The sequence below is a fragment of the Mucilaginibacter rivuli genome, assembly GCF_019391655.1.
GTDB classification, from domain to species: domain Bacteria; phylum Bacteroidota; class Bacteroidia; order Sphingobacteriales; family Sphingobacteriaceae; genus Mucilaginibacter; species Mucilaginibacter rivuli.
The window spans coordinates 163,165-177,011 of record NZ_JAHXPQ010000006.1; the positions used below are offsets into that span (position 1 = coordinate 163,165).

Here is a 13,847-nt window from a genome sequence, read left to right on the forward strand (position 1 = left end):
GATCCGGATGAAATTAATGCGGGCAATGATTATGTTTGAATTACTATGAGTTTAAAAATTGCGTTATGTGCATTCGTATTTTGTGGTCTTTCACAATATGTTGATGGGCAATCCAAAAACCCAACGAATGACTTACCGGGTTATCATTTAGTTTGGTCGGATGAGTTTAATAAAGATGGTCATCCCGATACAGCAAACTGGAGTTTTGAAACCGGCTTTAAACGTAACCACGAATTGCAATGGTATCAGCAGGATAATGCCTTTTGTAAAGGTGGGTTGTGCATTATCGAAGCAAAACGGGTGCATCTGCCTAATCCAAATTATGTAGCCGGGAGCACCGATTGGCGAACCAACAGGGAGTTTATCGATTATACATCAACCAGTATGAACACCCACAAAAAGCATAACTGGCAATATGGGCGTTTTATTATGCGTGCCCGGATAGATATTGACGCCGGTTTATGGCCAGCCTTCTGGACTTTGGGCGAACACAAACCATGGCCATCCAGCGGCGAAGTAGATATTATGGAATATTACCGTGGCAAGCTCTTGGCCAATGTTATTTTTGGAACCAACAGGCAATATAAGGCGGTGTATAATAGTTCTGCAAAACCAGTTGTTGATTTTGGCGCTGAGTGGAGCAAAGCATTCCACGTATGGGAGATGGATTGGGACGAAACAGGCATCAGGCTATACGTGGATGGCTTACTTTTAAAGGATGCGAAGATGCAGGATATTATAAACCAGGATGGCAGCAATTTTAACCCATTTATGCAGGAGCATTACATATTGCTCGACCTGGCTTTAGGCGGAGATAATGGCGGAGACCCTACCCCAACTCAATTCCCCAGAACGTTTGCCATTGATTATGTAAGGGTTTATCAAAAAAACCACCCTTAAACCCATACAAAAAGTAAAGAAGTAGCCTGTGCTACTTCTTTACTTTTTCGGGTGTATTTTGGAAATTAACACGGTGTTTTTTGATAAATTCGGATGGATTAAGGCCAAACTGTTTGTTAAAGTTCTCCCTAAAATATTTCACATCGCTAAAGCCTACCCTAAAGGCAGCTTCGTTAACATTGCAATTAGTTTCGATTAACAACTCAGCCGATTTACGGAGCCGTACAAAACGGATAAAGCCATTGATGGATTGCCCTGTTACATTTTTGATCTTTTTGTAAAGGTTTGAATAGCTCATCCCCATTTTATCGGCTATGGTATTCACATCCAGCACCGGGTCGAGCAGGGAGTTCTCAATGATATCGATACACTTATACAAAAACTGTTTGTTCTCTTCAGAAATGTTGCGGCTATTGTTTTTGCGTGTAACCTCATTAAAAAAGTAATGCTGAAGCTCTTTTTTATTTTTGATAATACCCTTAACCCTCGCCACAAGGAGGTCTTTATCAAAAGGCTTGCTTAAAAAATCTACCGCGCCCTCTTCAATCCCTTGTAATTTCATCTCAGGGGCTTGTTCGCCTGTTAAAAGGATGATGGGGATATGGCTAAGCTGTGAATCTTGTTTAACGAGGCGGCAAAGTTCTAAACCGGTAAGGTTTGGCATGTTGATATCGCTGATCACTACGTCGGGGAGCACTTTTCTGATCAGGTCTAATCCAATCGCTCCATTTTCCGCTTCATAAACGGTATAATCCCGTTCAAATATTTTTTTAATGTAATCGCGAATATCCACATCATCATCTATAACCAGAATGGACTGTGCGGTTGATATCATCAATTCGATATCGTTTGCAACAGGTTCTTCAGGCGCAACCGCTTCCGTCGAGTCGGCATCGATCAATTCTTCAACATAAGAATTTTTGCCCGGTGTAGTTTCCACCATTTGGTAGCCCGCCAGGTGAGCATTACCTTTTGGCAGGCACAATACAAATGTAGTTCCCTCGCCCGAAGTACTGTGGAAAGTGATGGTTCCTTTATGTAGTTCGATAAAGTTTTTAACCAGGTAAAGGCCAATACCAAAACCGGTTTTGAGCGAACTCGGATCTTTCACCTGGTAAAATTTATCGAACAATTTTTCGCCAACATCGGCAGATATCCCAATGCCACTATCAGCTATTTCGAAATATACCGATTCATTATCTTGCTTTACCGTAACTGTGATATTGCCATTTTGTGGTGTAAATTTTATCGCGTTCGAAATCAGGTTGAACAAAGCGATCTCGATCTTTTCGCGATCAGCAAATATTTCAATTTCGGGTTCGGTGCTTTCAAAAGTATAATTAATGAGTTTAATTTTAGCCTGGTGAGTAAAGCAGTTATATATTTCGCGGCAAACGTCGGTAAAATTGAGTACACTAACCTTAACATCGGCATTTTCACTTTCAGATTTGCGGAACATGAGCAACTGATCAACCAAACCAAGCAGGCGGCTGGCATTACGATATACGATATTAAGTTCGTCGCCCGGAGCTTTATGCAGCTTCAACATATCTTTGATCGGGTTGATGATCAATGTAAGTGGTGTACGAAACTCGTGTGATACGTTGGTAAAAAAGGAAAGTTTGCGTTCGTTAGCTTCTTTCTCCTGCTCAACCTTTAGGTTAGCGATAGTGACTTCGTACTTCAAGCGTGTTTGCCTGATGCGATACAGCCATATCCAGTAAACTATGGTACTTACAGAGCATATATAAAACAGGTATGCCCACCATGTACGGTACCAGGGTGGCAACACAGTAATACGCAACACATAGGGTTTGCTCCATATACCCTGCGTATCGGTTGATTTGATTTTAAGCACATAATGACCTTCGTTCAACCGGCTAAAGTATGCGGTTTTAAGTTTGCCAACATAATTCCAGTTGTGATCCCAATTTTCAAGGTAATAAGCATAGTTTATCTTTTCGGGATACGAATATTCCAGTGCGGTATAGCTTAGTGCCAGCGATGCCTGATCATATGGGATCTCGATCTCTTTCAACGCATTTAAGGGTTGGTGGGCCGAATAATCGGCATTATCAGCTACCGACACGTTATTTATTTTAAAATCGGTTAGCAATAAGGTAGGAACATGTACGTATGCTGCCACTTTTGTGGGATTGAAAAGACTGAGGCCTTTTATACCTCCAAAAATCATTTCCCCTGAACTGAGGCGCAGCGCGGCACCATAAAGAAATTGGTTGCTCTGCAAACCATCCGAAGCAAAATAATTGGTAAATTTTCCGGTAGCTGTATTAAGGTTAGCCAACCCGTGGTACGTGCTGCACCACAGGTTATTTCGTTCGTCTACCAAAATAGTGAGCACGGAGTTGCTCGGTAATCCATCGGTACTTGTATAGCGTTTAAAACGCCCCGTAGCAGGTTCAAATTTTAATAAGCCCCCGCCTTCGGTACCAACCCATAGTTGCCCGTTATGATCTTCAGTAATAGCACGTATAGCCTGTCCTACAAAAAAAGATTTATGTTTTCTTTTAATGGGGTCTAATAAAATCAAGCGTCTGTAATCGCCACCCCACATTCTTCCTGAATGGTCAACATACAGGGCGTGGATATCAGCTAATCCGGGGTCAAGCACTTCAAAGCGATCACTCGCGCGGTTGTAATGGTATATTGTTCCGCCCCAGGTGCTTCCCGCCCAAAGGTTATGCGCGTTGTCTTCGTATAAGTTCCAAAAGTTTTTTTCTTCAATGTTTGTACCCGGCTTTAGGCAGGTATAATGTTTAAATGCTCCCGACTTTTTATCAAGTGCATCAATTCCCCCGTTAAAGGTGGCTGTCCATATCTTGTTTTGGTAATCTTTAACTATACTCACCACAAAATTGCTGCCTACGGTACCGGCGCCCGGGTGGGGATAACTGGAAAATGTATCCGTTTTACGGTTCCAGTAAGAGAGTCCGCTACCGTCAAAACCAACCCAAACATTATGCAGTTCGTCCTCGCAAAAAGAACGGACAAAATTATTGGGGATGCCATACTTATTTGCGGCATCATAGGTATAATTAACAAAACGTACCGGCCTGCTGTCTATAATATTTACTCCTCCACGCAGGGTAGCAATCCAAATCCGTTTCTCCTTATCTTCGAAGATACCAAAAACAGCTCCGCTCCTAAGCGATGTTTGTGATTCTCCGGGAACAAGGTAGCGGATATTGCCCTTCTCAGGATTCCAAATATTGATACCAGCACCATTGGTACCTATCCATATATCGCCATTGCTTACCTGGTACAAACATGAGATATTGGTAGCTGACAAATGATGTTGTTCGTCATCAAACCTCGTTAACCGGTGGTCTTTAAAGGTATAAACTCCATTACTGGTACCTATCCACACCGTGTTCTTATTATCAATGATCATACAACCAGCTAATAGCAGGTCTTTATTGACAAGCGAAATGCTTTTACTTTTAGCGTTGTATAGCCCCAAACCTTTGCCATTTATAAATAGCATCATGTGGCCGGCACCATCAAGCGCCATTGCTTGCGCTGAGTAATTGGGTTTAGAAGCTTTAAGTGGCACTATTATACCAACTGTATCTGTACCCTGAAATCTTATCAGTCCATTAGCACCTGTACCCGCGTATATATTCCCCTCGCGATCAGCTATAACCTGGTTGATAATAAAATCGATCTTTGTGGGTTGTTTATCAGCTCCGGCAAAATATAATGAATGAAATTTCGAATCGGTAAAATCGAGGTACATCAGCCCCTTTTCAGTTCCAACAAACATGCGGTTACCTGCAATAGCTACCGATTTAATGTGGTTGTTGATAAGCGAATGGGGATCGCCCCACTCATTGTGAAATGTTTTAAAATCGTAGCCATCGTAACGGTTAACACCATCATAAGTGCCAAGCCATATGTATCCGAATTGATCTTGCAGAACGCTGGTAACAGAATTATTTGACAGCCCCGATTCTATACCAAGGTATTTAACAGGACGATCCTGCGCCATTGATGCACCCGGAGAAACCAGCACACCACATACCATTAGCACAAACCCGACGATGCAAGTAAATGTTGATTTCAAATAAGTATAGTTATTAAAATTAAATTGGTACTCAAAATTACCTTTTTTAAACCGCATAACGAAGTACTCCCCACAATGAGCATATTAACTCTTTCTATCACACTCAATAATTTATATTTTCACATATTCGCTTTTCATAACAGCATTATCGCATCTGTTACTCCTCAACAATCATGAATCCCCAGGCTGGTAATTTTACCTGGCTTTGCGCAACTATTTTTTCATTGCTTAACAGCATAGTACCATTACTATATGGGTAAACAAATGTTTTCTCCGCAGCAGAATAATTGAAATAATAATGAATTGTTTTACCCTGTTGGTTAATCCCGGACTTGGCTATCAACGGAAATTGCAGTGCCTGGTCTTTCCCCCAAAGTCCTGCACCTTTCACTGCCCCCTCCAGTATCTTTTGTGTGATAGCCCCGGTGGTGCCACAGCCTATGTACGTAGCCACTCCTTTACCATAGCTGTTCTGTGTAACCGCTGCGTACTTGCCCCAGGCCGGATGATCATACCATGCTAATACTTTGGCGGTTGTTGGTACAACAAGTTCCATCCATTTATCAATATAGTTTTGGTTATTACCAACATGAAACGGGTCATCTTTTAGCGTTACCTTTTCGGGCCTGGAAAATTCACTATAGTACACACCACAAGCTTCACTGATAATGCCCGGCTGGCGAACGGCCCTTACTTTATTATGCTCATCGGCAAAGCCGCTTTTAAAGGTATATACAATATGCCCGCCATTTTTTACAAAACGGTTCAAACGTTGCAATAAGCTATCGGGAGCGGCATATAAAGCTGGTACAACGATTAGCTTATACTTTTCCATTTCCTTGCTTGACGGATCTATAAAGTCAACCCCGATATTCATATTATAAAACACATCATACATTGGCCTAAGTATGCCGTTATAATTGCCCGGTCCAAAAGAATTGTAAGCAGTTAGCGCTTCATTACTGAATAATATGGCTACCTCATTTGTTTTTTTAAGGTTTACCAGGTGCGGGCCGATCTTTTTGAGATCCGCGCCTGTGCTCTGCGCTTCCAGGTAAGTTGGATTAGGTTCAAAATCATGACTGAGCAAGCCTTTCCAATAGGTTTCTGCGGAATTGTGTATGGAATGCCAATGCCAGTAAGAAACCATATTAGCACCCGATGCGAGGTGGCTGAAAGCCTGCAGGCGTAACTGGCCCGGATAAGGAAGCCATTCCGGGAAACCCTGCGCTTGTGTTTCCATTACCAGGTAGTTTTGCCCTCCTTTCATAGATCTTCCAACATCGCCGCCAAATGAGATCTCGGCACCCGTAAGTTTATCCTGCGATGGGTGGTAAATATCAACACCGGCAACATCAAGTACTTTAGCTGCCGCAAAATGATCTACCTCCGGTTGTATACCATAAGTATATCCCCACCAATCAAAATCAAAATTCTGGGTAATAAACTGGTTGGGCTTTTTATACTCCCGCACCATATTGGCCTGCCAGCCAAGGTATTCGGTAACTAAAGCACGCTGAAATTTGGCAAACTCTGCCGTAAGGCTGGCATTGATACTGCTGTTTACGGATGGGAAATCATCCCAGTTGTTTATACGGTTGCTCCAATAATCCAGTCCGAATATCTTGTTGAGGCTATCCAGCGATGGGTATTTAACTTTCATGTAAGCCACAAACTGCGCCTGCACATTTGGCCCCCTGGTTCCATAAGATTTGGTTTCATTATCAATCTGATAGCCGATGATTGCCGGATGATCTTTAATATGCATCAGCATTTTGCGTATTGCCTTTTCGGCATAGGCACGAAAGTGAACATTAATAATATCCATGTTTTGACGCGGCCCGTACTGATTTTGGCCTTTTGAAGTAATGGCCAATACATCAGGATATTTTTTTACCAGCCAGGTAGGTACCGCATAGGTCGGTGTTCCGATAATGACGCTGATACCGGCCTTGCCCATCGCGTTAAGCACCCTGTCGATATGACTAAAATCATAAACCCCTTCCTGTGGTTCCATTGTACTCCAGGTAGACTCTGCTATGCGTACCACGTTTATGCCTGTTTCCTTCATCATTTTAACATCCCTTTCAAGACGCTCATAGGGCATATATTCGTCATAATAAGCTACGCCAAACAAAATATGGTCTTTTGGAACTTGTCCGTAGCTTGTTTGTTTACAACATATAATTGTTAAAATAACATTTATTAAAACAAGCAATCTTTTTTTCATCATCATTCAGGTCATTCGTGAATAAAAAAATATCGGATTGAAATTGGTTGTGCTAAAATACTATTTAATTGCACTGAAAAAAATCAGCGTAGCCATTATGTAGATTTTTTATATTTAGTTACCAAAGGGTAGCCCATTAAATAATTTGCAGGTAGCTTTAAACCCTATCTCACTAAACCGATGGAAGCCGCCAGTTGAACCGAACGGCCAGGGAACGCAAAGCACAGATGATAACAATTGCAACAGTTTGGGCAATTACCTGCCCGCAAACCGGGAGCAATAACACGTAAACAGAGCCACCTACAATACATGCCGACGCGTAAAATTCCTTTCGGAATAATACAGGTATTTCCCTTAATAACAGATCGCGCATTACGCCGCCGAAGCATCCGGTAATGGTACCGAGCGCCACACAAATGCCGGGGCTGATACCCATGGCGATACCTTTTTGTATACCGGTTACTGTAAACAGGCCAAGGCCAAGCGTATCAAATAAAAAAAGCGTTTTTGGCAACAGCTTTAATCTGTTTTTAAAAAATACGGCCAGCAATGCCGTTGCAAGTATCACCATAGGGGTATTCAAATCGCGCATCCAGGTAACGGGCGTATTGCCAATAAGCACATCACGAATGGTACCACCGCCAATGGCGGTTACAAAGGCCAGCACCAGCACGCCAAACAGGTCGAGCTTCTTCTCAATAGCTGATACCGCGCCTGAAATTGCAAATGCAATGGTGCCGAATAATTCTATGATGATGATATAAGACAGGTTCATTGAGGATGCAAACTTACAAAATTGAGCGAAATGACTTTGTGGCAATATGCGAGCAAACTCACCTTTGTTATAGATGGAATAGTTTCCAAATACCATCAATGTTTCGTATATTGTATAGTTAGCTATGAAGGACTAAAGTGATGTTTTTTTTAAAATACCAATTTACCACCCTGCTTTGGAGCGAAAACGAAAGAATACCTGTTTTTACCTGTTTTTTTTAAACTCCAATAACAAATATCAAAACGGAAACACCGCTTTAAAGCTAATGTTGCGGCCCATGTTATAAATACCTAAATGTCCGTTGGGCGAAGCATTGTAATATTCAAAGTATTTGAGGCGGTTAAGGTTAGATTGGTAGGCGATATCGAAAAGGTTATCTGCTTGTAAAAAAAGCTCGGCCACTGTAAGCTCCTTTTTGTTTTTTAGAGTTACACCTGCCCCAACGTTGAATAAGGTATAGCCGGGGGTTGCGGTTTCGGTATCATCCAACGCATAAAAATTGTTCTGTGCGGCGTAAGCTTCTATTTCTGTTTTTAAATAAATTTTGGATAAACAACCGTACCGGCGTTGTAAGGTAACTTTCAACTCAGAGCGGGTATGTAAAGGGGGAATAAAGGGCAGGTATTTAGCCGCTCCTTTTGATTCGTTTATCAGTTGTTCGTTTTGATTAATACCCGCTACGTAGGCCAGGCTGTTGTTAAAGGCCAGCCATTTTAAACCGCGTGGGTGCAGATTAACGGTTAATTCGGCCCCATATAACCATGCTTTTGACTGTTGATATTGATATGTGCTGTTACCCGGTACAATAACCACCGGATTACCATTGGCATCGGTTAATTTTGCCTGGTAAATGTAGTTATCAATATTATTGTTAAAAAGCTCCGCTATAAGATCGGCATCTTTTAGGTAAGAGATAATACCGATATCTTCCTGCAAGCTGAACTCGGGGTTAAAGCCACGGTTACCCAGGTAAACTATATGCGCGCCCGGATCGAGGCCGTTTGAGCCGGTTTCGGTAATATTGGGCGCACGGTAGCCCCTGGCAATGTTGGCTTTAAGCAATAACCTTTCGCTGATGTTGTAGGTCAGTCCTAAACTACCCGAAAAACCCTCATACACATGTTCAAATGCCGGGAACTGCAAGCGTGAACCGGCCGTACCGGCTAATTGAATGTGCTGCTCAAATCCGTTCCCGGGGTTTGGCCCTACATAAAAATCGCTCCAGTTAATATGGCGGTTATCATACCTTAACCCGCCGGAAAGATCCAGCTTTCCAAAGGTTTTTTTGGCGAAAAAAAAGGCACCTGCATCTAACAGGTCATAATCAGGAATGGGGAAGTCGGTTGCAGCTTTGCTGCGGTTGGCCTGGTACATCCCGTTAAGGCCAATGGTACTCTCTACCCCGCCAATAGCAGGCAGGTTGTACTTCAAATCATAGTTAAAGGTATTGAGCACTACGTACAAACCCGCCTGCTCAGGCAACGTGGGGTGGTTATACTCTCTGCGGATACTTTGCTGCAAACCCAGCGAGGCATTGAGGCTGCCATTGCCCAACTTAATTTCATTGTGGGTGTATAGCCTGTAATGTTGAATATGCTGGTGCAAGGGTGATATGGTGTAACTTTTAAAATCGCCGGTATTTACCAATGGCCTGTTCTTTATATCATCAGTAACACTCTCGCTTACCTGCCTGGTAAATTTGCGGGTTAACGAGTCGCGGCTACCATCAGGTATTTCCTGCTGGTTATCATAAAGTGTAGCCCCTATTTGAGTGTAGCCCCATTTTTTATCGGCCCGGGCCATGGCAGAAAGATTGTATTCGCGGAAACCTGTATTGTAAACCGGGCCGTCAATTTTGTTAGTATAATCATAAGCCGCTTTGGCGGTACCACGCAAAACGTATTTCCATCCGTTTTGCCGGTAACTCAAGCCAACTGAAGTACCTATCATACCATTGTTTGAATGCACATCAGTTATTATATCGCCATGTAACACGCTATCGCCGCCCGCCGGAAAGGCCGGGATCAGGTTGATAACACCGGCCAGCGCATCTGATCCGTAGGTTAAACTGGCCGGCCCTTTTACCACCTCGGCGCGGCCAATGCCGTATTGGTCAACCTCAATACCATGCTCATCGCCCCATTGCTGGCCTTCCTGCCTGATGCCATCAAATAAAGTGAGCACCCGGTTATAGCCAAGGCCTCTGATGAAAGGTTTTGATATATTGGGCCCTGTGGTTACCGCGCTCACTCCGGGTACGCCTTTTACAATAGCATCAATAATGTTATTATTAACGTTTTCGTTCATTTCCTTCCTGGTCATTACAGCTATGGGTACAGGGTTGCTGCGCAGTTCGGTAGCACGGGATACACCGGTAACCACTACTTCGTTCAATTTAGAATTATTCTCTTTCAGGTTACCGTTAAGTAAGGTTACCTGCCCGATACGGATAATTACTTTCGCCTTTTCGGGAAGGTAGCCAATAGCAGAAAAGCTCACTTCATAATTTCCGGGCAACAGTTTTTTTAACTCATAATAACCCTTATCATTAGTTGTGGTACCAATACCCGTTCCCGACAAGGCTATTGTAACATAAGCCAGCGGTTCGCTTCCGGTTGTAAGCCTGCCCTTTAAAGAGCCTTCCTGGGCTAAAGTTACGGCAGGCATCAGCGCGATAAAAAACAGGTACAGAGTTTTCATTTATTATACTATTCAAATTAATTTATAAATACAAAGCAAATAAATAAAATTAGGTATACCTAATTTTATTTATAGAAATAATTTTTAGTATTTTTGTGACTAGCCAAATAAACCAGATGAATACACTATCAGAAGAGAATTACCTGAAAGCTATTTTCCGCCTTTCTCAAAAATCAGATGAAAAAATAACGCCCACAGCAATAGCAGAGGCTTTGGGTAATAACGCGGCATCGGTTGTAGATATGATCAGGAAAATGACCGATAAGGAACTGATAGAATATGATAAGAAAAAAGGGGTACGTTTAACCCAGCAAGGTTTAAAAGACTCGATACTGATTGTACGTAAACATCGCTTATGGGAGGTTTTTTTATTAGAAAAACTGGGCTTTCATTGGGATGAAATACATGATATTGCCGAAGAACTGGAGCATGTAAGTAATGCATCATTGGCCGACAGGCTGGATAAGTTTCTGGGTTTCCCGGAGTATGACCCGCACGGCGACCCGATACCTAAAGCTAATGGTAAGCTGCCAAAAACGTTTACCGTGAGCCTGGCAGATGTTAAAACAGGTGCAAGCTGTAAAGTGGCAGCAGTACGCGATACCAGCAGTTCCTTTTTACAATATCTTGTAAAATTGGGCATAGGCATAGGCACGCCGATACAGGTATTGGAAAGGATTGCGTTTGATCAATCGCTGGTTATCAAAATCAATGAGCAAGACCAAACAACAGTTTCACAACGCTTTAGCGAAAGCATATTGATCAGCTAAAGCAGAGCTTGCAAACTCATTAATCATCCAAACCCTTACCGCTTAAAATTTGCGGGATGCATTTTTCAATCCTTGCTTCGCGGGTTTTAGCTTGTTTGGCTTGCGAAAAGTACAATAAATAGGCGCGCTGCCGCCCTGGTGTCAATGCCTCGAAAGCCGTTTTCAATACCGGTAATTCATCCAGTTTAATTTGAAATTCTTCGGCTACGGTAAACTCTTTTGTCTTTTTCAATTCCACCTTTAAGCCTGCTTCCTCAACCGCTATGGCTTCAAAAATATAGGCTTTCAGGGTGCTTTCAGCATCGGCTATCTGGGATAATGCTGTAAAGCGGGCCTGGCGCGCGGCCTGTACATTTTCAGTTTGTTGAATAAGGATGCCGTTAGCATCGTTTAGCAATGCTCCTTTAAAAAACAGGAAGGCGCAGTATTCTTTAAACACATGTATCAAAACGATGTTGCTGTTTTGATGGGTATAACAAGGGCAGCCCCATTTCAGTTCTTCAGTCAATCCGCAGCCGAGCGCGATAGTTCTTAATTTTGCGATCTCATGCTGCCACTTTTGTTCTTTGTCAAAATAAAAATCAACTTTCGGATTCATTTGATTATTCATTTAGGATATGGTCATTTACTCTTTTGCTCGTATTTGTCATAAAAACGACCAGTACCTTTTGCATCTAATCGGCCTACCACTACCTGTACCGAGCTTTTACCTAATTCTATATCTGGTCGTAAATGAAAATGTTCTCTTGCGCCTACTGGAATATCTGTTATCTTATCTTGATCCAGATTGGCTATCTTAACTAAAAGTTTAGCCAAAGACCTTAGCCCTTCAGGATCACCATGAATTAATACATCTTGCCATCTTTCTATCTTCCCTTCGAATTCATCCTCATTGCTAGCAATAATAACATCCAAATGACCGGTAATTTCCGACTTAAATTTCTTCATTATTTATATTCTATCAAACCCGCAACAAACCACGAAACCCCCTTGCCGCGTAGTACGATTCGGCCCCGTTGTGATACACAAATACAGTATTATAGCGGCGGTCGCAAAAGATAGCTCCGCCCAATTTTCTGATGTCGGCAGGTGTTTTTATCCAGCTTGATGTTTTGGTATCAAAGTTCCCTGTTTTTTGCAAATCGCGGTAATGTTCTTCAGCTAAAAGCTCAATACCCATTGCCTCTGCTACATCAACAACCGTGTTTTCGGGCTTAAATTCTTTTCTCGCGTTATGTGCTTCGCGGTCGTAACACAGGCTTCTGCGGCCTTTGGGGCTTTCTGCGGAGCAATCGTAAAACAGGTATTCGTCCGTTGCTTTATCATAAGCCAAAACATCCGGCTCACCACCGGTATTTTCCATCTCATTTACTGCCAATAGCTTTGTGCCGTTAGTTTCCAGCTTGGCTTGTACCTTAGCCCATTCAAGCCCTGTATGCCGGTGCATATTCTTCTCAAAACGGGTTTTCAGTATACTAAGCAGCTCTTCACGCTGCGCCGGCGATAATTCCTTTTTCATATTATTTAGTTGAGGTCAATAATTTTTCTGTCTGCAGGCCTTGAGTACCATGATACTATAGTGAGCACCAGCAGTAACAAGGCCGGAAACACCGCATTAACATTACCCGCCATCATATGCGACAATACCGCTCCAGACATGTTAAAGAAAAAGCCTGCATAAGCCCACTCCTTAACCAAAGTAAATTTAGGAATAAGTATTGCTACAGTACCCAGTATTTTCCAGATACCCAATATCGTCAGGAAATAAACCGGGTAACCAAGGTGTGTAACGCTATCTACGCCCCCGGCTCCTGTTTTAGCTTTAAATAATTGAACAGCACCAGTTGATACCATGCCTAATGCAAGCCACAGGGTAGCTACCCAGTAAATTATTTTTTTGCTTCTTGTCATGATTGCTTTTATTTAAGTTTACTTACAATGTTTTGCAGGCGCGTATGCGCCATGTTAATACCCTGCGCAAAAGGTAGCTGCAACACCCTGTCGCGCTGCACGGCCGATTCATATATTACGTGCATATTCAATTTACTGGTATCAGCGGTAAGTGGTTCAAATTCCAATATTTCAAGCTGAACACCAAAAGGAGTGTTTTCCATTTCAAAAGTGCGGGTTATTTTCCTGCCGGGGCTAAACTCATGGATGGCCCCATTTATTTTAACAACAACGTTGCCCTTAGCATCGCTTGTTTCAAACTGATAGCTGCCGTGCTTCTTGTAGTCAAGCTTCAGCACTTTGGTGCCCATCCATTGCTCAATGATATCTGCTTCGCTGTGGGCTTTAAAAAGCAGCTCTACAGGCAAATTAAACTCGCGGGTTATTATTAACTCTTGTTTGCCATCTTCGGCATGTATTTTTGTTTTCTGTTCCATA

Annotated in this window: 11 protein-coding genes; 2 read left to right on the plus strand and 9 right to left on the minus strand. The window is 42.5% G+C overall.

Features of this window, described 5'->3' with window-relative positions:
* Nucleotides 1-45 precede the first annotated feature (45 nt).
* A complete protein-coding gene (locus KXQ82_RS15025) occupies nucleotides 46-900 on the plus strand; it encodes a glycoside hydrolase family 16 protein (protein WP_219489250.1) in 855 nt (284 codons plus the stop codon).
* Nucleotides 901-931: 31 nt separating this feature from the next.
* Here KXQ82_RS15025 and KXQ82_RS15030 read toward each other — a convergent pair whose 3' ends face one another.
* The 4 genes from KXQ82_RS15030 to KXQ82_RS15045 form a co-directional block, all read right to left on the minus strand.
* Nucleotides 932-4,984, minus strand: coding sequence for a hybrid sensor histidine kinase/response regulator transcription factor (locus KXQ82_RS15030; RefSeq protein WP_219489252.1), 4,053 nt, complete (start codon nucleotides 4,982-4,984; stop codon nucleotides 932-934).
* Between the two features lie 157 nt (nucleotides 4,985-5,141).
* Nucleotides 5,142-7,220, minus strand: coding sequence for a beta-galactosidase (locus tag KXQ82_RS15035; protein ID WP_369412467.1), 2,079 nt, complete (start codon nucleotides 7,218-7,220; stop codon nucleotides 5,142-5,144).
* A 166-nt stretch (nucleotides 7,221-7,386) separates the two neighbouring features.
* On the minus strand, nucleotides 7,387-7,989 hold the full coding sequence (locus tag KXQ82_RS15040; protein WP_219489257.1) for a trimeric intracellular cation channel family protein: 603 nt from the start codon (nucleotides 7,987-7,989) through the stop codon (nucleotides 7,387-7,389).
* Between the two features lie 237 nt (nucleotides 7,990-8,226).
* Nucleotides 8,227-10,689, minus strand: coding sequence for a TonB-dependent receptor (locus KXQ82_RS15045; protein WP_219489259.1), 2,463 nt, complete (start codon nucleotides 10,687-10,689; stop codon nucleotides 8,227-8,229).
* A 116-nt stretch (nucleotides 10,690-10,805) separates the two neighbouring features.
* Here KXQ82_RS15045 and KXQ82_RS15050 point away from each other — a divergent pair, with 116 nt between their 5' ends.
* A complete protein-coding gene (locus KXQ82_RS15050) occupies nucleotides 10,806-11,459 on the plus strand; it encodes a metal-dependent transcriptional regulator (protein WP_219489260.1) in 654 nt (217 codons plus the stop codon).
* A gap of 19 nt (nucleotides 11,460-11,478) precedes the next feature.
* Here the strand turns inward: KXQ82_RS15050 and KXQ82_RS15055 are convergent, their stop codons facing one another.
* Genes KXQ82_RS15055 through KXQ82_RS15075 form a run of 5 tightly spaced genes read right to left on the minus strand, consistent with a single transcriptional unit; the run spans nucleotide 11,479 to nucleotide 13,846 of the window.
* On the minus strand, nucleotides 11,479-12,057 hold the full coding sequence (locus KXQ82_RS15055) for a YdeI/OmpD-associated family protein (protein WP_219489262.1): 579 nt from the start codon (nucleotides 12,055-12,057) through the stop codon (nucleotides 11,479-11,481).
* A 23-nt stretch (nucleotides 12,058-12,080) separates the two neighbouring features.
* Nucleotides 12,081-12,407: an Imm32 family immunity protein gene (locus KXQ82_RS15060; protein WP_219489264.1), complete on the minus strand. Its 327-nt coding sequence runs from the start codon at nucleotides 12,405-12,407 to the stop codon at nucleotides 12,081-12,083.
* A 13-nt stretch (nucleotides 12,408-12,420) separates the two neighbouring features.
* A complete protein-coding gene (locus KXQ82_RS15065) occupies nucleotides 12,421-12,978 on the minus strand; it encodes a DUF4256 domain-containing protein (RefSeq protein WP_219489266.1) in 558 nt (185 codons plus the stop codon).
* A gap of 5 nt (nucleotides 12,979-12,983) precedes the next feature.
* Nucleotides 12,984-13,370 (minus strand): DoxX family protein, encoded by a 387-nt coding sequence (locus tag KXQ82_RS15070; RefSeq protein ID WP_219489268.1) that lies wholly within the window; start codon nucleotides 13,368-13,370, stop codon nucleotides 12,984-12,986.
* An 8-nt stretch (nucleotides 13,371-13,378) separates the two neighbouring features.
* A complete protein-coding gene (locus tag KXQ82_RS15075; protein ID WP_219489269.1) occupies nucleotides 13,379-13,846 on the minus strand; it encodes an SRPBCC family protein in 468 nt (155 codons plus the stop codon).
* Between the last annotated feature and the right edge of the window lies 1 nt (nucleotide 13,847).